Origin of the sequence: Pseudotabrizicola sp. (assembly GCF_030656345.1) — a bacterium.
Taxonomy (GTDB): domain Bacteria; phylum Pseudomonadota; class Alphaproteobacteria; order Rhodobacterales; family Rhodobacteraceae; genus Pseudotabrizicola.
The window spans coordinates 365,363-383,799 of the sequence record NZ_JAUSNR010000019.1 but is presented as its reverse complement, the minus strand read 5'-3'; the positions used below and the strand labels follow the sequence as shown (position 1 = coordinate 383,799).

At 61.8% G+C, this 18,437-nt stretch carries 15 protein-coding genes; 8 read left to right on the top strand and 7 right to left on the bottom strand.

Translation table 11 applies throughout. The features are described 5' to 3' along the window. Positions 1 to 78: 78 nt before the first annotated feature. From Q7J44_RS12170 to cysQ, 3 genes are all read right to left on the bottom strand, one after another. A complete protein-coding gene (locus tag Q7J44_RS12170) occupies positions 79 to 1,125 on the bottom strand; it encodes a glycosyltransferase family 2 protein (protein ID WP_304880222.1) in 1,047 nt (348 codons plus the stop codon). 10 nt (positions 1,126 to 1,135) lie between these two features. After that, complete coding sequence (galU, locus tag Q7J44_RS12165; RefSeq protein ID WP_304880221.1) at positions 1,136 to 2,029, bottom strand: UTP--glucose-1-phosphate uridylyltransferase GalU; 894 nt, start codon at positions 2,027 to 2,029, stop codon at positions 1,136 to 1,138. A gap of 142 nt (positions 2,030 to 2,171) precedes the next feature. Beyond that, the gene (cysQ, locus tag Q7J44_RS12160) at positions 2,172 to 2,981 is read right to left on the bottom strand and encodes a 3'(2'),5'-bisphosphate nucleotidase CysQ (RefSeq protein WP_304880219.1); all 810 of its coding nucleotides are present in this window, start codon (positions 2,979 to 2,981) and stop codon (positions 2,172 to 2,174) included. Between the two features lie 143 nt (positions 2,982 to 3,124). Between cysQ and Q7J44_RS12155 the strand changes: the two genes are divergently transcribed. Both Q7J44_RS12155 and Q7J44_RS12150 read left to right on the top strand, forming a co-directional pair. After that, positions 3,125 to 3,946 carry an ABC transporter permease gene (locus tag Q7J44_RS12155; RefSeq protein WP_304880217.1) on the top strand — a complete coding sequence of 274 codons (822 nt, stop codon included), beginning with the start codon at positions 3,125 to 3,127 and terminating at the stop codon, positions 3,944 to 3,946. Further along, on the top strand, positions 3,943 to 4,548 hold the full coding sequence (locus tag Q7J44_RS12150; RefSeq protein WP_304880215.1) for a COG3650 family protein: 606 nt from the start codon (positions 3,943 to 3,945) through the stop codon (positions 4,546 to 4,548). The genes Q7J44_RS12155 and Q7J44_RS12150 overlap by 4 nt, the downstream gene beginning before the upstream one ends. Before the next feature lie 38 nt (positions 4,549 to 4,586). On the opposite strand, the gene Q7J44_RS12145 is transcribed toward Q7J44_RS12150, so the two are convergent. After that, on the bottom strand, positions 4,587 to 5,708 hold the full coding sequence (locus Q7J44_RS12145) for a hypothetical protein (protein WP_304880213.1): 1,122 nt from the start codon (positions 5,706 to 5,708) through the stop codon (positions 4,587 to 4,589). 285 nt (positions 5,709 to 5,993) lie between these two features. Here Q7J44_RS12145 and dnaK point away from each other — a divergent pair, with 285 nt between their 5' ends. The 3 genes from dnaK (at position 5,994) to radC (ending at position 10,132) form a co-directional block, all read left to right on the top strand. Beyond that, on the top strand, positions 5,994 to 7,901 hold the full coding sequence (dnaK, locus tag Q7J44_RS12140; protein WP_304880211.1) for a molecular chaperone DnaK: 1,908 nt from the start codon (positions 5,994 to 5,996) through the stop codon (positions 7,899 to 7,901). A gap of 74 nt (positions 7,902 to 7,975) precedes the next feature. Then, positions 7,976 to 9,130, top strand: coding sequence for a molecular chaperone DnaJ (gene dnaJ / locus Q7J44_RS12135; RefSeq protein ID WP_304880209.1), 1,155 nt, complete (start codon positions 7,976 to 7,978; stop codon positions 9,128 to 9,130). Positions 9,131 to 9,364: 234 nt separating this feature from the next. Then, positions 9,365 to 10,132 carry a DNA repair protein RadC gene (gene radC, locus Q7J44_RS12130; protein WP_304880208.1) on the top strand — a complete coding sequence of 256 codons (768 nt, stop codon included), beginning with the start codon at positions 9,365 to 9,367 and terminating at the stop codon, positions 10,130 to 10,132. On the opposite strand, the gene Q7J44_RS12125 is transcribed toward radC, so the two are convergent. The 3 genes from Q7J44_RS12125 to secA form a co-directional block, all read right to left on the bottom strand. Continuing rightward, positions 10,104 to 11,612, bottom strand: a complete 1,509-nt coding sequence (locus Q7J44_RS12125) for a phosphate ABC transporter substrate-binding/OmpA family protein (protein WP_304880206.1) — start codon at positions 11,610 to 11,612, stop codon at positions 10,104 to 10,106. The genes radC and Q7J44_RS12125 overlap by 29 nt on opposite strands. A 17-nt stretch (positions 11,613 to 11,629) precedes the next feature. Beyond that, a complete protein-coding gene (locus tag Q7J44_RS12120; protein WP_304880204.1) occupies positions 11,630 to 12,628 on the bottom strand; it encodes a hypothetical protein in 999 nt (332 codons plus the stop codon). Positions 12,629 to 12,768: 140 nt separating this feature from the next. Beyond that, the gene (secA, locus tag Q7J44_RS12115) at positions 12,769 to 15,483 is read right to left on the bottom strand and encodes a preprotein translocase subunit SecA (protein ID WP_304880202.1); all 2,715 of its coding nucleotides are present in this window, start codon (positions 15,481 to 15,483) and stop codon (positions 12,769 to 12,771) included. Between the two features lie 184 nt (positions 15,484 to 15,667). Here secA and Q7J44_RS12110 point away from each other — a divergent pair, with 184 nt between their 5' ends. The 3 genes from Q7J44_RS12110 to Q7J44_RS12100 are packed head-to-tail and all read left to right on the top strand — an operon-like array spanning position 15,668 to position 18,312. Further along, complete coding sequence (locus tag Q7J44_RS12110) at positions 15,668 to 16,513, top strand: peptidylprolyl isomerase (protein ID WP_304880201.1); 846 nt, start codon at positions 15,668 to 15,670, stop codon at positions 16,511 to 16,513. 15 nt (positions 16,514 to 16,528) lie between these two features. Beyond that, on the top strand, positions 16,529 to 17,917 hold the full coding sequence (gene argJ, locus Q7J44_RS12105; protein ID WP_304880199.1) for a bifunctional glutamate N-acetyltransferase/amino-acid acetyltransferase ArgJ: 1,389 nt from the start codon (positions 16,529 to 16,531) through the stop codon (positions 17,915 to 17,917). Further along, a complete protein-coding gene (locus tag Q7J44_RS12100) occupies positions 17,914 to 18,312 on the top strand; it encodes a (deoxy)nucleoside triphosphate pyrophosphohydrolase (protein WP_304880197.1) in 399 nt (132 codons plus the stop codon). Before argJ ends, Q7J44_RS12100 begins: the two co-directional genes overlap by 4 nt. Positions 18,313 to 18,437: the final 125 nt, after the last annotated feature.

Sequence of the window (18,437 nt, the reverse complement as noted above, 5' to 3'; positions counted from 1 at the left end):
TGCGTCACGCCAGTTAAATTGATGCCAAACGGTTAACAATTTCGCCCGGTTGACCGGATTACCGCAGCAACAAGTCCCTCACACCCACCCCCCGCGCGACATCAGGCCCAATGCCTCCAGCCGCCGCCAGCTGGTCAGCTGCTCTGACCCCGGCGAATACAGGACCGGATCGTCGATCACCGCCTCATAATAGCGATCATACAGCGCAGAGTTGGAAAAGTGCTGCTGCCGGTCCTTTTCCTCGGCCGATTTGGGAATGATCTCGGACAGGAATTTTGTGTGCAACAACAGGCCCGATATCCGCTCCCCCCCCTCCTGCTCAAACACCGCGTTCATCCGGGGCGGCAGCATGTCATGGGTGGAGTTCACGTAAGTATAGCGCCGGTTCCAGAACACCAGCGGGATCTTGTTCATCGTCGGCGCGCGGCGCGGGTCATCTGCAAAGAACATCCGCGCCCGCGGGCCACCCTTGATGGTCAGGTTTCCCGTGTTCTCTTGCACCCGCAACCCGTAATTGCCCGCATCGAACCAGCGCAGCACGGTCAGCGGATCTTGCCCGGCGGCCACCTGCGCCTGCGACAGCGGGCCCTTGGGATACAGGTCCAGCATCATCGCCGCCATCGCCGTCAACCCCTGATCGGCCAGCCATCCGGTCAGCGCGGGCAGGGTGCGCGTCTGCCAATAGGGATAGATCAGCAGTTCATCCGCATCCAGCGTCAGGCACCAACGGCCATGACCATGGCGCATCTGCAACCACGTCACCCAATCCAGCCCGAACCGCGACTGGCGGTAGCTGGCCGTGGTGGTCCACAGCGATACATCCGCCTGCGCCGCCAGATAGTCGCGGGTGCCATCGGTGCTGTCATTGTCCACGATCAGAAAATGACTGACCCCCAGCCTGCGGTGATGGTCCAGAAAATGCGGCAGGCGCAGCGTTTCATTCCGCACCGTCATGAAGCACAGAATATCACCGGCCCTGATCGCGCCGCTGCGGTCCCTGACCGCGCGCAACGCATGGCGGCTACGAAAGGCGCGCCACAGGTTGCGCCGCCGCCGCATCCGCAGACCATAGGCCCGCCCAGCTGATGACATCAAAGCCAACAGGGACTGGACAGGCCCGGCCATACAGCGTGCCTTATTGTGCGGCTTTCTGAAGCGCGACCATGTCGTTCAGATAGGCCCCGAACTCTTCGCGCAGGTCGGGCCGGGCCAGACCAAAGGCGACGGTCGCCTGCAAAAAGCCCGCTTTCGACCCGCAATCATAGCGCTGACCCCGGAAGCGATAGCCATAGACCTTGCCCTTGCCGATCTCTTCGGCAATCGCATCTGTCAGCTGGATTTCCCCGCCGACGCCCTGCTTGATCTTGTTCAGGTTGATCATCACCTGCGGCGACAGGATATAGCGCCCGATCACTGCAAGGTTTGACGGCGCCGTGCCCAGCGGTGGCTTTTCAACCATGCCCTTGGCCTCGACGATTGTCCCCATGTCATTGGCGATATCCAGCACGCCGTAGGACGACGCCTTTTCCGGTGCCACCTCCATCGCGGCAACCATGTTGCCGCCGGTTTCGGCATAGGCCTCGATCATCTGCTGCAGGCAGGATTTTTCCGCCGCGATCACGTCATCGGGCAGCAGCACCGCAAAGGGTTCATCCCCGATCAGCCGCCGCGCGCACCACACCGCATGTCCCAAGCCCTGCGGGCGGTTCTGGCGGATATAGGCGATGGCACCGCTGTCCATATTGGTGTCTTTGAGAATCTCCAGCAAATGGTCCTTGCCAGACTTGCGCAGGGCTGATTCCAGCTCTGGCGCGACGTCAAAATAGTCTTCCAGCGCCGACTTGCCGCGGCTGGTCACAAAGATAAATTCCTTGATCCCGGCGGCCCGCGCTTCGTCAATCGCGTACTGGATCAGGGGGCGATCGACCAGGGTCATGATTTCTTTTGGAATTGATTTGGTGGCCGGTAGAAAACGCGTTCCAAGGCCGGCGACCGGAAACACCGCTTTGGTAACCTTTTTATGCTTCATAACACTCGCTCTTCGTTTATTGCCCACCACATCATGGCGGATCACTTTCTACCCATATACATCAAACACAGGGCCAAAGAATGGCAAAACTATGGTCTGCCGGGCCGACCGGCAACCGGACGCCTATGCCTGCATCGTAACATCAGTTTGATGCCCCTTGTTTGTGCAGCACAACTCCGGGGGCGTGGGCGATGAAAAACGGGTTGTCCCAGCCGGGCTTGCCGTAGGTCAGCACCGCATGATCGTCAAAGCGCACAACATGGCCACCCGCGCCGCGCAGAACCGCGTCTCCGGCGGCGGTGTCCCATTCCATCGTGCGGCCCAGACGCGGGTACAGATCCGCCTCGCCGGTCGCGACAAGGCAGAACTTCAGGCTGCTGCCGGCGCTGGTCATGTCTTTCACATGGTAGGCCGCGATATAGGCATCGGTCGCCGCATCGCGGTGCGATTTCGACGCCACCACCATCAGCGCATTGTTGTCAGGCGTGGCGACGGACAAAGGCGTCACCGGCCCGGTGCTGTCCTTGTCAAAGGTGCCGGTCTCCTCCACCGCACGGCCATCGGCCTGCGTGTAGAACAGCCGCCCCTTGGCTGGCGCATAGACCACGCCCCGCAGCGGCACGCCCTGCTCGACATAGGCGATGTTGACCGTGAAATCGCCCCGGCGCTGCACGAATTCCTTGGTGCCGTCCAGCGGATCGACGATCAGAAAGGTGCTGGCGGTCAGCGCATGGCTGTCGGCCTGTTCTTCGGTGATCAGCACCACATCCGGAAACGCCGCGCGCAGGCCCGCGCTGATGATCGCATCCGCCGCCTCATCGGCAATCGTCACCGGGCTGGCGTCGCTTTTCGACTTCACCTCGAAATCCGGGCCCTCATAAACCGCCATGATCCGGTCGCCCGCCTCCAGCGCCAGCCGCCGCATCACCTGTGTCAGATGGTCAAAGTCCACATCCGCCTCCATTTTGCGCGACACGTGGCGCAACTGTTGCTTAAAGACTAAGCCGGGCTTATCATCGCAGGCAAGGAAACTTCAAGATTTCCTATGGTATGGCAAGGGGTTCCCGCTGAAACCCCAAACAGGACTGGGCAGTGATGTTCCGACCCGCGGCCAGAAAGTCATCGGCGCGCAGCGCTCTGGCGATGCTGCAGCTGATTTTTCACGCAACCGTCCGGTCTGTCCGGCGGACCCATGGCAATGCGGTCATCGGACTTTTGCTCAACATCCTGCAGACCGTCATCCTTGTGGTGGTGTTCTACGTGATGTTTGACCTGCTGGGCCTGCGTGGCAACGCCATTCGCGGTGATTTCCTGCTGTATGTCATGTCCGGCATTTTCATGTTCATGACCCATACCAAGGCCACCAGCGCGGTTGTCGGGTCTGATGGCCCGACCTCGCCGATGATGAAGCATTCCCCGATGAACCCGATCATCGCCATCGCCGCCGCCGCCCTCGGCTCGCTTTACACCCAGATCCTGTCGGCCGGTGTGGTGCTGTTCATCTATCACGCGGCCTTTACCCCCATCACCATCCACGATCCGCTCGGCGCGTTTTCCATGCTGCTGCTGGCCTGGGGCACGGGGGTGGCCATCGGCATGGTGTTCAAGGCGGCAATGCCCTGGCAACCCGAATTTGTCGGCATTTTTTCAACGGTGTATCAACGCGCCAACATGATCGCCTCGGGCAAGATGTTTGTGGCCAACGCAACGCCCACCTACATTCTGGCCTATTTCACCTGGAACCCGCTGTTTCACATCATTGATCAGGCCCGTGGCTTTGTCTTCCTGAATTACAACCCGCATTACAGCTCGATCCGCTATGCCGTCACCATCATGATCATCTGCATCGTGATCGGGCTGATGGGTGAATTCTACACCCGCAAACATGCATCCAGCAGTTGGGGGGCCAAACGATGACCCGCAGGTTTCTGATTGGGGTTCTGTGCCTGATGCCCGCGCTGGCCATGGCGCAGACCTTTCCCGCCAGCTACGCCGTGTCCGGCGTCGGGGCCAAGGATGTGCTGAACATCCGGTCCGATCCGTCAGCGCAGGCCGAGATCATGGGCGAAATTGGCCCCTATGACATGAATGTCGAGGTGCTTGGCCTGTCGCCCGATGGCAAATGGGGCAAGGTCGGCGCGCGCGAGGGCAATGGCTGGGTGTCGATGGCCTATCTGGACCTGACCGAACCCGAAGACCCCCACACGGTGCAGCGCCCGCTGTCCTGCTTTGGGACCGAACCGTTCTGGTCGGTCAGCCTGTATCCGCGCGGGGCTGAATACAATTCGCCCGACACCGGCGCCGTGCCGATGGGCGTCACCCATGAAGGCGTGGCGGCCGAAGGCTTCCTGATCCAGCTGGAAGAGGGGCCCAGCCTGAACCGCACCCTGATCATCCGTCGCGCCGCCTGTTCCGATGGCATGTCAGACCGCGCATTCGGCTTTTCAACGCTGATGTTCACCGAAGCGCCCGATGGCAATTCGGCACTGCCCGGCTGCTGCACGCTGGACCACCGCTGACAAGCAAAGGGGCCGGCAAAGCCGGCCCCCGTCGCAAATTACATCGCGTAGCGCAAAATCGCGGCAAGTGATCCCTTGCCGGGAATCTCGTCTTGGCGCACAGCAACCACCGTACCGCCCGACGCGATCACACGCCCGGCGATTTCATCCACGATGCCAAGGTTCGCCGCCGTCGACTCCTTGTCAAACTGCACCGCCCCCGTGGTCTCATCGACCGAACCGGGCAGCACCGTGTCGATGTCCACCAGCAGCGTTTCCACCGCGCCAAAGGTCGCGGCCTTTGCGACATCCGACACATCGGTCAGCGCCCGGCCTTCGCCTGCCAACGCCCCGAAGCGTTCGTGCAGGTTCGCGATCACCTGCGCCTGAATCGCATCCAGCACCGGGCGGGCTTCGGTCGCCAGTTCGGCGGGGGTCATCCGCACCGGGCTGGTCTTGATCGCCTCATCCGCGATGGTCTCATGCGTGGTGACAGACCGGAACATCGACAGCAGCGGGTCGGTCGCCGCCACGATCAGCGGCTCATCCCGACCAGCCAGCACCGGGCGCAGCGCATCATCGATCTTGCGGCAATAGGCGCGCAGCAGCACATTCTGCCCCTCGCCGCCGCCGATCCGCCCGGAATAGCTGCGCGAATTGACGTTTGACGTCCCGCTGGCCGAGGCCGCATCTTTCGGCAGATCCGGCACCCGCACCTCTTGCGCGGGCAGATCGGCGAACACTTCGATCAGCCGCACCTCATTTTCGGCCAAGGCCAGCACAAAGGCGTGGTTCTGCCCGGAGACCGAGCGCAAAAGCGGCTTGATGAAATAGCGGTCGCCCACCTGCACCATCTCGGTCAGGTGGTTCGGCAGCCGGAAGGTGCGCAGCCGGTCGGGACTGACAAACACCGCCAGACTGTTGGCCTGCTTGTTCCAGAAATCATCATCATCCAGCAGGTCGTTGATCTGTTCCGAAATCGGCCAGATCGTCCGCTTGGCCGTGCCCGCAGCTTCCAGCTGCGCTTCTGCGTCCTTCAGCAGCTTGCCCAATGTGGTGCGCGCTTGCCCGATGTGTTGCGTTTCCGGTGTGGTCTGAATGAAGAAAGACACCAACGCATCCCCCCTCGCCGCAATCAACCTGTCGATTTGCGCCTTGGTCGGAATGTCCACATAAAGCATCAGCACGTCCTTTTTCTTTGAAAATATCGTAGGCCAACGCACAACTGCGCCGCTGGTTCCCCATTTTGGTGCAGGATGGCACGGCCCCAAAGGCAACGCATGTGAAAAATTAGCAACACAGTTCGCGATGACCCCGTTGCAGGCAAAATGACCGCCACCTATATACAGCACGCAACGGTAGCCCGGTCCGCCACTTCAAGACGCCCGGTTCACCGCACGCTCCATGGGCAAGGGTGCCGCATCGGGCCCGCGCCAAGACCATCGCCTGTAGAAAGGGATTACAACATGGCCAAAGTCATCGGTATCGACCTTGGAACAACCAACTCCTGCGTCGCCATCATGGATGGGTCGCAACCTCGCGTCATTGAAAACTCCGAAGGCGCGCGCACCACGCCGTCAATCGTCGCCTTCACGGAAACGGAACGCCTTGTAGGGCAAGCCGCCAAACGGCAGGCCGTCACCAACGCCAGCAATACCATTTTTGCGGTCAAACGCCTGATTGGCCGCCGCTTTGATGATCCGGCGATCCTCAAAGACCAGAAGAACATGCCCTATAAGGTCGTCAACGGCGGCAATGGCGACGCATGGGTCGAAGTGCGCGGCGAGAAGTATTCGCCCAGCCAGGTTTCCGCCATCATCCTGCAAAAGATGAAGGAAACCGCCGAAAGCTATCTCGGCGAAACCGTGACGCAAGCCGTCATCACCGTGCCCGCCTATTTCAACGATGCCCAGCGTCAGGCCACCAAAGACGCGGGCAAGATTGCCGGTCTGGAAGTGCTGCGCATCATCAACGAACCGACCGCAGCCGCACTGGCTTACGGCCTGGACCGCAAGGAAACCAAGACCATCGCGGTTTACGACCTTGGCGGCGGCACCTTCGACATCACCATTCTGGAGATTGACGACGGTCTGTTCGAAGTGAAATCCACCAACGGCGACACCTTCCTCGGCGGTGAAGATTTCGACATGCGCATCGTGTCCTATCTGGCTGACGAGTTCAAAAAGGAACACGGCGTCGACCTGACGCTCGACAAGATGGCCCTGCAGCGCCTGAAAGAGGCCGCTGAAAAGGCCAAGATCGAGCTGTCCTCGTCGTCGCAGACCGAAATCAACCAGCCGTTCATCTCGATGGACAAGAACACCGGCCAGCCGCTGCACCTTGTGGTCAAGCTGACCCGCGCCAAGCTGGAAAGCCTCGTCGATGATCTGGTCAAACGCTCGATGAAACCGTGCAAGGACGCGCTCAAAGACGCGGGCCTCTCGGTCGGCGACATTGACGAAGTGGTTCTGGTCGGCGGCATGACCCGTATGCCCCGCGTGATCGAAGAAGTGACCAAATTCTTTGGCAAAGAGCCGAACAAGGGCGTCAACCCGGATGAAGTCGTCGCCGCCGGTGCCGCCATTCAGGCCGGCGTTCTGCAAGGCGACGTCAAGGACGTGGTCCTCTTGGACGTGACCCCGCTGTCCCTGGGCATCGAAACCCTTGGCGGTGTGTTCACCCGTCTGATCGACCGCAACACCACGATCCCGACCAAAAAGTCGCAGATCTTCTCGACCGCCGAAGACAACCAGAACGCCGTGACGATCCGGGTGTTCCAGGGCGAACGCGAAATGGCCGCCGACAACAAGATGCTGGGCCAGTTCAACCTTGAAAACATCCCGCCCGCCCCGCGCGGTCTGCCGCAGATCGAGGTGACATTCGACATCGACGCCAACGGCATCGTGTCGGTGAAAGCCAAGGACAAAGGCACCAACAAGGAACAGGCGATCACCATTCAGGCCTCGGGCGGCCTGTCGGATGAGGACATCGAAAAGATGGTCCGCGACGCCGAAGCCAATGCCGAGGCCGACAAGGAACGCCGCGAACTGGTGGAAACCCGCAATCAGGGCGAAAGCCTGCTGCACTCGACCCAGAAGTCGCTCAAAGAGCATGCAGACAAGGTTGACCCCACCACGGTCGAAGCCATCGAACTTGCCATGCAGCCGCTTGAAGAGGCGCTGAAGGGCAATGACGCCGGCAAGATCCGCTCTGGCATCCAGAACCTCACCGAATCCGCGATGAAACTGGGCGAGGCGATCTACAAGGCCAGCCAGTCCGAGGGTGAAGGCGCAGACCCGGACCGTCCGCGCGATGTTGACGAAGATATCGTCGATGCCGACTTCGAGGATCTGGGCGAAAACAAGCGGAAATAAGACCGCAGGACACGGGATAAGGGGCGGTCTGGCAACGGACCGCCCCTCTCCGGTTCGGAAAGGGGTTCCAACCCATGGCAAAACGCGATTTCTACGACGTTCTTGGCGTGCCCAAAGGCTCTACGGCGGAAGACCTGAAAAAGGCCTACCGCTCAAAGGCCAAAGAGCTGCACCCGGATCGCAATTCAGACAACCCCAACGCCGAAGCCCAGTTCAAAGAGGTGAACGAGGCGTATGAGGTGCTCAAAGACGCCGACAAGAAAGCAGCCTACGACCGCTATGGCCACGCCGCGTTTGAAGGCGGCATGGGCGGCGGCGGGCGTGGCGGGCATCCCGGTGCCGGTGGCCACGGCGACTTCGGCTCGGCCTTTTCAGACGTGTTCGAAGACCTGTTCGGCGACTTCATGGGCGGGCGCGGTGGCGGCGGGGGCCGGTCGCGCGCGCAACGCGGGTCCGACCTGCGCTACAACCTGCGCATTTCGCTGGAAGAGGCGTTCAAGGGCATCCAGAAAACCATCAACGTGCCCACCTCCACCGCCTGCGAGGTCTGTCGCGGCACCGGGGCCGAAGGCGGGGCCGAACCCACCACCTGCCCCACCTGCTCCGGCATGGGCAAGGTCCGCGCGCAGCAGGGCTTCTTCACCGTTGAACGCACCTGCCCCACCTGCAACGGCATGGGCCAGATCATCAAGAACCCGTGCCGCGCCTGTGGCGGTCAGGGCCGGGTGGAAAAAGAGCGTGCGCTGTCCGTGAACATCCCGGCCGGCGTGGAAACCGGCACCCGCATCCGTCTGGCGGGCGAGGGCGAGGCGGGCCTGCGCGGCGGGCCATCGGGGGATCTTTACATCTTCATCGAGGTCCGCGAACACGCCCTGTTCCAGCGCGACGGCGCACATCTGTTCTGCCGCGTGCCCGTCAGCATGACCACAGCCGCCATCGGCGGCGAGGTCGAGGTGCCGACAATCGACGGCGGCCGCAGCCGGGTCAAAGTCCCCGCCGGTGCCCAATCCGGCAAACAGCTGCGCCTGCGGTCCAAGGGCATGCCCGCCCTGCGCGGCGGCGGCATCGGCGACATGCTGATCGAGCTGGCCGTCGAAACGCCGGTGAACCTGACGACGCGGCAAAAAGAGCTGCTGCGCGAGTTCGAAAAACTGTCCGAGGAAAACAACCCCGAAGGGTCATCGTTCTTTTCCAAAGTCAAGGGATTCTGGGACGGCATGAAAAGCTGATCTAAACTCTGCGAATGCGGAGTCCTGACCCGCAAAACCATCAAAACCCCGCCGGGAAACCGGCGGGGTTTTCCTTTGCCCGCCCGCCAAAGCCTGCGCACACACGTCATGACGTAAACCATACGTCGGCCATACCTAAATCAGACGCAGATCATACCCCAGATTCGGCGCCCAGCCCGGCCCCGTCCCCTTTTCATTAACGCTTGATTCACCAAGCCCTGCCACCCTCCCCCCATGGCACGGCATGGCTTTCAGGACGGCACCCTCCCCCTCTTCCCCCCGATGGGGGATGAGGATGAAGCCACATCATCCCCCCTGCCGCCAAAGCTGCCCTCCTACATCGCCGACCACCGCAAACGCCTGCGCGAACGGTTCATGGCCGGCGGCGGGGCCTCGATGCCCGATTATGAACTGCTGGAACTCCTGCTGTTCCGCGCCATTCCGCGGCAGGATGTCAAACCCCTCGCAAGGGAGCTGATCGACACGTTCGGCGACCTGAACCGGGTGATATCCGCCCCGATTTCCCGTCTGCAATCCATCAAAGGCGTAGGCGAAGCCGTTGTTTGTGAACTGAAAATCTTTGAGGCCGTGTCACAGCGCATGATGCGGGCGCGCGTCATGCACAAACCCGTCCTCACCTCATGGGAGGCGCTTCTGGACTATTGCCACACCACCATGGCGCACCGCGAAACCGAACAATTCCGCATCCTGTTTCTCGATCGCAAGAACACCCTGATCGCCGATGAGGAACAGGCGAAAGGCACCGTCGATCACGTCCCGGTCTACCCGCGCGAAGTGGTCAAACGCGCGCTGGAACTGAACGCCTCGGCGCTGATCCTGGTGCACAACCACCCCTCGGGCGACCCCACGCCCAGCCAGGCCGACATCACGATGACGCACCAGATTCTTGAGGCTTGTCAAGTGCTTGGCATCACCCTGCATGACCATCTGATCATCGGCAAAAGCCGCGAGCTCAGTTTCCGTTCGGGGGGGTACCTGTGAACACCGGCTTCATCCAGACCTCCACCCGCCGGTTCAGGCGCCGCCCGGCCTGCGTCTCATCGCAGGCCATCGGCATCGATTCGCCAAAGGCAATAACCTCTGGCAGATCGGCTTTGGCCACTCCGGCCCGTGCAAGGCCCGCCAGCACCCCTTCGGCCCGCGACTGGCTCAGCGCAAGGTTGGCCGCAGCTGCACCCGACCCGTCAGAAAACCCAGCCAGAACAACAGCCTGATCGCGGAACACCCCCACCTCGATCAGCCGCGCCAGATCTTCCAGATTGCTCTGCGAATGCGCGTCGAGCTGGCTGGACCCGTCCTGAAACCGGAAGGTCAGCGACAGCCGGTCCGCCCCCTCCATCGCATCGGCCAGCCGCTTCAGATCCGCCAGCGTGGTCTCTTCCCCCGCGCCCTTGATCGCGTTGATCAGCCTCAGCCCGTCGCCGGTCAGCGGTTGCCGCTCCGGCTGGCGGTCGACCCAGCCAGCGGCCGCCACCACGGCCTGCGCCTGCGGCGTGTCCAGAAAGGTCAGAAACTCGCGCACAAACAACGGCATACGGCGCTGCGGGGTCAGCAGATAGATTGGCAGCGCCAGCGGATAATCCTCGGCCTTCACCGCCAGAGCCGACGGCAGCAGCGGAAAGCCGCAACTGTCGGTCAGCGGCAACACCCGCGCGCCCGCCACCCCGGCCCGCACCGTCATGGCCACAGCCCAAGGGTCACGCTGCACCGCCACCCCCAGCGCCGAGATGTCGTCATGCAGCACAGAGGCCGCCACCTCGCGCCCCAACCGCGCCGCCAAGGCCCGTTGCAAAGCCGCATCGGCCGCCAGACCGTGCAGCACCAGCGGCATGTCCGGCCCACCGATCTCGGCCCAGTTCGCCACCTCGCCGCTCAGCACCCGCGCCAGATCGCCGGTGCTGATCTGCGGCAGCGGGTTGTCCGGCGGCACAATCGGCACCATCGCATCCAGCGCCAGCACCCGTGCGCCCATGTCGCGCTCTGTCGCGGCGGCAAGGATCATTTCGGCCCGGCCCGCCACGACCTCGGCCCGGGCAACACCCGGCAAGGCGGCGACAAAGCTGATATCCGCCAATGGCTTGCCGCTTTGCGGGTCGGTGACAACCGCACTGTAGCCACCCTGCCCCGACTCGGCATAGGTCAGCCCCCGCGCCTCGGCAAAGGCCTTCATCAGGGGGGGCAAAAGCACATCGCCCACACCCGCCAGCCCGACAATCCGCACGCGGGCTTTCGGCGCGGTCAGGTCAGGGCAGCCGGGGCCGTCGCAGATCACCCCCGCCGCATCCACCGTCAGCAGGCCATAGACGCTGTCGATGCGGTAGAATTCACCGTCATAGCCTTGCAGCGTGCCGGAAATCTCCAGCCCGCCTTCACGGGCAGACAGCGTAATGTCCTGCGCCCCGGCCAATGCGGGCGCAAAAAGTGCCGCAAAACCTGCGGCACGCCAGAAACCTGCCCCCATAACCCCTGTGCGCCCCGCTAATTTGCAGTGGCCAGTGTCATGTCCTCAAGCAGGTTTTTCAATACCAGAATATCGCCGACAGCATCACAGCCCGGCATCGCCAGCGTCAGATCGCTGACCTCGACCTGACCGTTGACCGCGAGAATGGCCTCCCCCAGAATCTCGCGCCCGCAGGTGGTTGGCGTGATCGCGGCTTCCAGCACGATTTCGGTCTTGGCGGCGGGGCCGAAGGTATAAACCTCTGCCTGCAGGGGCAGATCGACTCTCGCGTCGCCCAACATGGTCACAAATCCGGTTTCCCCGGATGTACCTGAAAATGCAGATGAAATATGCCCCGGGTGCCCATATCTGGCCCCGTTTTCATAGGCATGCAGCTGAAACGCATCTTCCGCCTGCCATTGCACCGCAAAGCGTTTCACCCCGGCAAAATCCGCCAGCGGCACCGTGCCACGCACCCGTTCACCATCGGCAAAGATCACCTCGACCTGAGCCACCGCCGTAAGTGCCGGCAGGCTGGTGGCCAGCGCGCCGCTGGCCGAGGTGCTGCCGGTGACGGTCAGGCCGGCATGGCGCAGAACCACACGCTGATCGGGGTGACAGGGGGCGAGCATCGAAACGCCGATCATCGCCCCCGGTTGCGCCAGCAGATCGAAGCTGACGGCGCAGTCCGGGGCCGAAACGATGGCAGGCGCGGTCATGACGGGCGCGTCAGGGGTGGTGAACAGATCAGGGTCCGCCGCCGCCAGAACATCGGGCTGCGGCACATCGGGTGCCAGATCCGGCGTTGGCAAAGCGGGGGTGGTGACCGGGGCAGCGGCAGGCGGCAGGGCCGGTGGGTCGATAAGGATCGGGGCCAGATCACCCCGCCCCGCCGCGACCGGGCTGATGTCGGAAACCACCACACCCGGCAGTTCTGCCGTCGTGCGGTTCGCCGCTTTTTGCTGTACGAAATGCCCTGCGCCAAGGGCAACAGCCCCCGTTCCGGCGATCAGTGTCAGTTTGCGCAGCAGGTTCATCGTGGTCTCCAGCCAATCCGTCAGCTGTTAACCTGCAACGCAAAGGGGGCCAATCAGTGGCAATTTAAGGAAATGTTAACACATTTGGTGGCAAATCTGGGGCAGCAAATGCTGCCCCATTTGGTCACCGTGACGACTGATCAGACCAGCCGCCCGTGGCAATGCTTGAACTTTTCGCCCGATCCGCAGGGGCAAAGGTCATTCCGGCTGGGGTTGCCCCAAGTGGCCGGGTCAGCCTCGTCAAAGCCGGCAAGTCTGGTTGACGGTGTGGCATCGGCCCCGGCGTCGACGAGCGCCGGTTCTGCCTCGGCAGGGGCGGCGGCGGCGCGTTGCTGGGCCAGCACCTGCGCCATCATCGCCTCTTGTTCGGCCTGCGTCAGCGGGCGGATCGCCGCCAGCTTTTGCGTCACTTCCTGCCGGAGCGAGTTCAGCAGCGATTCAAACAGCGCAAAGCTTTCGGTTTTGTATTCGTTCAGCGGGTCACGCTGCGCATAGCCCCGGAACCCGACAACCGAGCGCAGGTGTTCCAGCGTCAGCAGATGTTCGCGCCATTTGCCGTCGATGGTCTGCAGCAGCACCTGCTTTTCGATCGAGCGCATGGTTTCGGCCCCGAACGCCACGGTCTTGTCGGCCATCGCCTTGGCGCTCGCCTCGACCAGACGTTCCTTGATCACGTCCTGATCCACGCCTTCTTCGGCGGCCCAATCGGCCATTGGCAGATCCATGTTCAGCTTTTCGCGCACGGCCAGCGTCAGCGCGTCAACGTCCCAGGCATCAGGATAGCTTTTGGGCGGCATGTGCAGATCGACCATGTCATCAATCACCTGATTGCGCATGTCTTCGGTGATTTCCGCCACATCTTCGGCCTCCATGATCTCCAGCCGCTGGCCAAAGATCGCCTTGCGCTGGTCATTCATCACGTCGTCGAACTTCAGCAATTGCTTGCGGATGTCAAAGTTGCGGCCTTCGACCTTGGCCTGCGCCCGTTCGAGCGATTTGTTGACCCAAGGGTGAACGATGGCCTCGCCCTCTTTCATCCCCAGCTTGGACAACACGGCATCCAGCTTTTCAGAGCCGAAGATCCGCATCAGATCGTCTTCCAACGACAGAAAGAACGACGAACGTCCCGGATCCCCCTGACGGCCCGACCGGCCGCGCAGCTGGTTGTCGATGCGGCGCGATTCGTGGCGTTCGGTGCCAAGCACGAACAGGCCACCAGCGGCCAGAACCTTGGCCTTTTCCTCGGCGTGTTCCGCCTCGATCTTGCTGCGCACTTCATCGGGGTTCAGATGCGGGTCGGCGGCGATGGCGGCCATGACCTGCATTTCAATGTTGCCGCCCAGCTGAATATCGGTGCCGCGACCGGCCATGTTGGTGGCAATCGTCACCGCGCCAAAGCGACCGGCATCGGCCACAATCTGCGCTTCCTGTTCGTGCTGGCGGGCGTTGAGCACATTGTGCGGCACACCGGCAGCTTTCAGCAGGCCCGACAGGAATTCAGACTTTTCGATGCTGGTGGTGCCGACAAGGATCGGCTGACCCTTTTCATGCGCCTCATGAATCGACTTCACCACGCCTTCGTATTTTTCGCGGGCGGTGCGGTAGACCTGATCATGATCATCTTGCCGGGCAATCGGACGGTTGGTCGGCACCTCGACCACGCCCAAACGGTAGATTTCCATGAATTCCTCGGCCTCGGTCGCCGCCGTGCCGGTCATCCCGGCGAGCTTTGCGTACAGGCGGAAGTAGTTCTGGAAGGTCACGCTTGCCAGCGTGACGTTTTCCGGCTGTATCTGCACGCCCTCTTTCGCCTCAATCGCCTGATGCAGACCGTCCGACAAGCGGCGGCCGCGCATCATGCGCCCGGTGAATTCGTCGATCAGCATCACTTCGCCGTCGCGGACGATATACTGCTGGTCTTTGGTGAACAGCTTGTGGGCCCGCAGCGCCTGCGTCACGTGGTGAACGATGGTGGTGCTTTCTGGGTCATAGAGGTTCTGGCCATCAGGCAGGATACCCGCCGCGCGCACCAGACCTTCGATAAACTCATTGCCCTCATCCGTGTAGGTCACGTTGCGGGTTTTCTCATCCAGCTTGAAATGCGCATCGGTCAGCTGCGGGATCAGGTCATCAACCTTTACATACAGTTCCGACCGGTCCTGCGACGGGCCGGAGATGATCAGCGGTGTGCGCGCCTCATCCACCAGGATCGAGTCGACCTCATCCACGATGGCAAAGAAATGGCCACGCTGGGACATGTCTTCGATGCTGCCCTTCATATTGTCGCGCAGATAGTCAAAGCCCAGCTCGTTATTGGTCGCATAGGTGATGTCGCAGCGATAGGCCGCCCGCTTTTCGGCGTCGGCCTGATAGGGATAGACCACGCCCGTGGTCATCCCCAAGGCACCGTAGACCTTGCTCATCCATTCGGCATCGCGCTTGGCCAGATAGTCGTTGACCGTCACGATATGCACGCCTTTGCCCGCCAGCGCGTTCAGATAGGCGGGGAAGGTGGCCATCAGGGTCTTGCCCTCGCCCGTCTTCATCTCGGCGATGTTGCCTTGGTGCAGGAAGATCCCACCCTTCAGCTGCACATCAAAGGCGCGCAGGCCAAGGGCCCGCTTTGCCCCTTCGCGGCAGTTGGCAAAGGCTTCGGGCAGCAGCGCGTCAAGGCTTTCGCCCGATTGCGCACGCTGGGCCAAGGCCTGCGTCTTTTCCTTCAGTCCTTCGTCGCTGAGCGCGGCGAACTCCGGCTCCAGCGCGTTGATCTGTGCGACCAGCGGACGAACCGATTTTACCTTGCGATCATTTGGTGTCCCAAAGACCTTGCGCGTAAGCGAACCCAGACCCAGCATATGTTCTCCGTGGGTATTCCTGACAGCATCGTGTGAACCAAGGGCCTTGCCCGACCCCAATGCCTTCCTTAGAAAGCCCAAGAAGGCCGGCCGGCCCCGTCGCACACGACCCCCGCGATGTAAGGGACGGGCCCGCCATAGTCAATGTTTGGCGGGCTTTGTGCCCGATCAGGAGGGTGTGAAAATGACGAAATGGACCGGGTTTCTGGCCAGTTGTGCCGTATTGGGCGCGTTGTCGGGGCCAGCACTGGCACAAGACACCACGGCCGATACGATTGTGGCCACGGTAAATGGCACCAACATCACCCTTGGCCACATGATCGCCCTGCGCGAAGGCCTGCCGCAGCAGTATCAGGCGCTGCCTGATGATGTGCTCTATACCGGCATTCTGGATCAGCTGATCCAGCAGACCGCGCTGGAGCAATCGGTGACAAACATCACCAAGCGCGACCGTCTGGCGCTGGAAAATGACCGCCGGGGCTATATCTCGGGCGTGGCGCTGCAAGAGGTGGTGGCAGGTGCCATCACCGACGCGACACTGCAGGCCGCCTATGATGCGAAATATGCCAATGCGGAACCAGCCACCGAATACAACGCCGCCCATATCCTTGTCGACAACGAGGAAAAGGCGGCTGAGCTGAAATCTCAGCTCGACGGCGGGGCCGATTTTGCAGAGCTGGCACGGGCCAATTCCAGCGATGTCGGCTCTGGGGCCAATGGTGGTGATCTGGGCTGGTTCGGCACCGGCATGATGGTCAAACCGTTTGAGGATGCCGTGGTCGCCGCCGAAATCGGCAAGGTCACCGCACCCGTGCAATCGGATTTCGGCTATCACCTGATTCTGGTCAAGGAAACCCGGGTCGCTGCCGCGCCGACGCTGGATGAAACCCGCGACGAACTGGCCGCTGAGATCGAGCGCACCACAGTCGAGGCCCATATCCAGGCCCTGACCGACGCGGCGGAGATTACCCGCCCCGGAGAAGGGCTTGACCCGACCCTGCTGCGTGATGCAACCCTGCTGGACAACTGATCCCAGGGGGAAGCCATGGCGAAGACCGATTGGAAGGCCGAAGCAAAGACGCTGAAAAAGCGCCTGCGCAAGCTGAAATCTGCGGTGACCGGAACCGTTTCGGACGTCGCAGGCGATGTGAGGCACGAGGTGGCAGAGGTCGCCGGCAAGATCGGCGCAAAACTGAAATCGGCCAAACCCGTGTCACCACTGGCGCCGAAGGATGGCTTCCCCACACTTCCCGTCATCAAGGGCGTTGAATTCGCCGCCGTTGAGGCCGGGATCAAATATGCCAACCGCAAGGATGTGATGCTGATCCGCCTTGCGCCCGGCACCGCGATGGCCGGGGTGTTCACCCGGTCTTCCACCCGCTCGGCCTGTGTGCGCGATTGTCAGGACAAGCTGGCGATCAAGGCTGCGGGCGACGGGGCTGCGATCATCGTCAACTCCGGCAACTCCAACGCCTTTACCGGCAAGGTCGGGGACAAGGCGGTTGCCGCAGTGACCGGCGGCGTTGCCTCCGCGCTGAACCTTCCGGCTGCACGCGTGTTTTCCTCCTCGACCGGGGTGATTGGCGAGCCGCTGCCGTATGACAAGATCACCGCCGTTCTGCCCGATCTGATCGCCGGTCTGCGCGAAGACGGCATCGAGATGGCCGCACAGGCCATGATGACCACCGATACTTTCCCCAAGGGTGCCGCCGCGACCGTTCAGGGCGATGGCGGCACCATCCATATTGCGGGCATCGCCAAAGGTTCGGGCATGATCGCGCCGGATATGGCGACGATGCTGGTCTACATCTTCACCGATGCAAAGATCTCTCCCACGATTCTGCAGCGGATGCTGTCGCGCAATGTCGATGCGACGTTCAATTCGATCACGGTCGACAGTGACACTTCAACCTCTGACACGCTGCTGCTGGCCGCAACCGGCCAAAGCGATGCCGGTCCGGTCAAGGGTGCGGTCGCCAAGGCGTTCGAGGCGGCACTGCAGAGCGTGATGCAGGATCTGGCGCTGCAGGTCATTCGGGACGGTGAGGGTGCCACGAAGCTGGTCGAAATCCGGGTGACCGGGGCGGTCGATGATGCAGATGCCGCCAAGGTCGCGTTCTCCATCGCCAACTCACCGCTGGTCAAGACCGCGCTGGCCGGTGAAGACCCGAACTGGGGCCGCATCGTTGCCGCCGTCGGCAAATCCGGGGCCGAAGCGGAGCGTGATCGCCTGGCCATCCGCTTCGGCGATGTGGTGGTGGCCAAAAACGGCTGGCGCAACCCGGACTATCAGGAAGAAGACGGCGCGGCGCAGTTCAAACAGGATGAGATCCTGATCCGCGTCGATCTGGGTCTGGGCAAGGCGGCCCGCACGGTCTGGACCTGTGATCTGACCAGCTGCTATATCGAGATCAACGCGGACTACCGCTCTTGAAAATCGTCCTCGTTTCGGCTGTCGCCCTGATCGACCCCGACGGCCGCGTGCTTCTGGCACAGCGGCCAGAGGGCAAATCGCTTGCCGGGTTGTGGGAGTTTCCAGGCGGCAAGGTCGAGCCAGACGAATCACCCGAAGCAGCACTGATTCGCGAGCTGAAGGAAGAGCTGGGGATCAATACCTGGCAAAGCTGTCTGGCCCCGCTGACATTCGCCAGCCATAGCTATGACTCTTTTCACCTGCTGATGCCGTTATTCGCCTGCCGGCGGTGGGAAGGCATCGTTCAGGGTTTAGAAGGGCAGCGTTTGGCCTGGGTAAAAGCTGAAAATTTGCGCGATTATCCAATGCCCCCCGCCGATATCCCGCTGATTCCTATCCTAAGGGAGTGGATTTAGACACAATCGTTCTTAAATTGTGGAATTTTCCCGCATCACGACACTTTCTTAATGGTTTTCTGAATTTATTTAGTTAATTTGAGGCGTGCGACGCTAATGGGGGATTGGTGCATGCTGAGGACAAT

What these genes read in the sequence shown, in the direction of transcription:
- secA (WP_304880202.1), bottom strand. Translation starts at nt 15,483, where the DNA reads ATGCTGGGTCTGGGTTCGCTTACGCGCAAGGTCTTTGGGACACCAAAT.
- Q7J44_RS12150 (WP_304880215.1), top strand. Translation starts at nt 3,943, where the DNA reads ATGACCCGCAGGTTTCTGATTGGGGTTCTGTGCCTGATGCCCGCGCTG.
- Q7J44_RS12170 (WP_304880222.1), bottom strand. Translation starts at nt 1,125, where the DNA reads ATGGCCGGGCCTGTCCAGTCCCTGTTGGCTTTGATGTCATCAGCTGGG.
- Q7J44_RS12120 (WP_304880204.1), bottom strand. Translation starts at nt 12,628, where the DNA reads ATGAACCTGCTGCGCAAACTGACACTGATCGCCGGAACGGGGGCTGTT.
- radC (WP_304880208.1), top strand. Translation starts at nt 9,365, where the DNA reads ATGGCACGGCATGGCTTTCAGGACGGCACCCTCCCCCTCTTCCCCCCG.
- dnaJ (WP_304880209.1), top strand. Translation starts at nt 7,976, where the DNA reads ATGGCAAAACGCGATTTCTACGACGTTCTTGGCGTGCCCAAAGGCTCT.
- Q7J44_RS12110 (WP_304880201.1), top strand. Translation starts at nt 15,668, where the DNA reads ATGACGAAATGGACCGGGTTTCTGGCCAGTTGTGCCGTATTGGGCGCG.
- argJ (WP_304880199.1), top strand. Translation starts at nt 16,529, where the DNA reads ATGGCGAAGACCGATTGGAAGGCCGAAGCAAAGACGCTGAAAAAGCGC.
- galU (WP_304880221.1), bottom strand. Translation starts at nt 2,029, where the DNA reads ATGAAGCATAAAAAGGTTACCAAAGCGGTGTTTCCGGTCGCCGGCCTT.
- Q7J44_RS12145 (WP_304880213.1), bottom strand. Translation starts at nt 5,708, where the DNA reads ATGCTTTATGTGGACATTCCGACCAAGGCGCAAATCGACAGGTTGATT.
- Q7J44_RS12125 (WP_304880206.1), bottom strand. Translation starts at nt 11,612, where the DNA reads ATGGGGGCAGGTTTCTGGCGTGCCGCAGGTTTTGCGGCACTTTTTGCG.
- Q7J44_RS12155 (WP_304880217.1), top strand. Translation starts at nt 3,125, where the DNA reads ATGTTCCGACCCGCGGCCAGAAAGTCATCGGCGCGCAGCGCTCTGGCG.
- dnaK (WP_304880211.1), top strand. Translation starts at nt 5,994, where the DNA reads ATGGCCAAAGTCATCGGTATCGACCTTGGAACAACCAACTCCTGCGTC.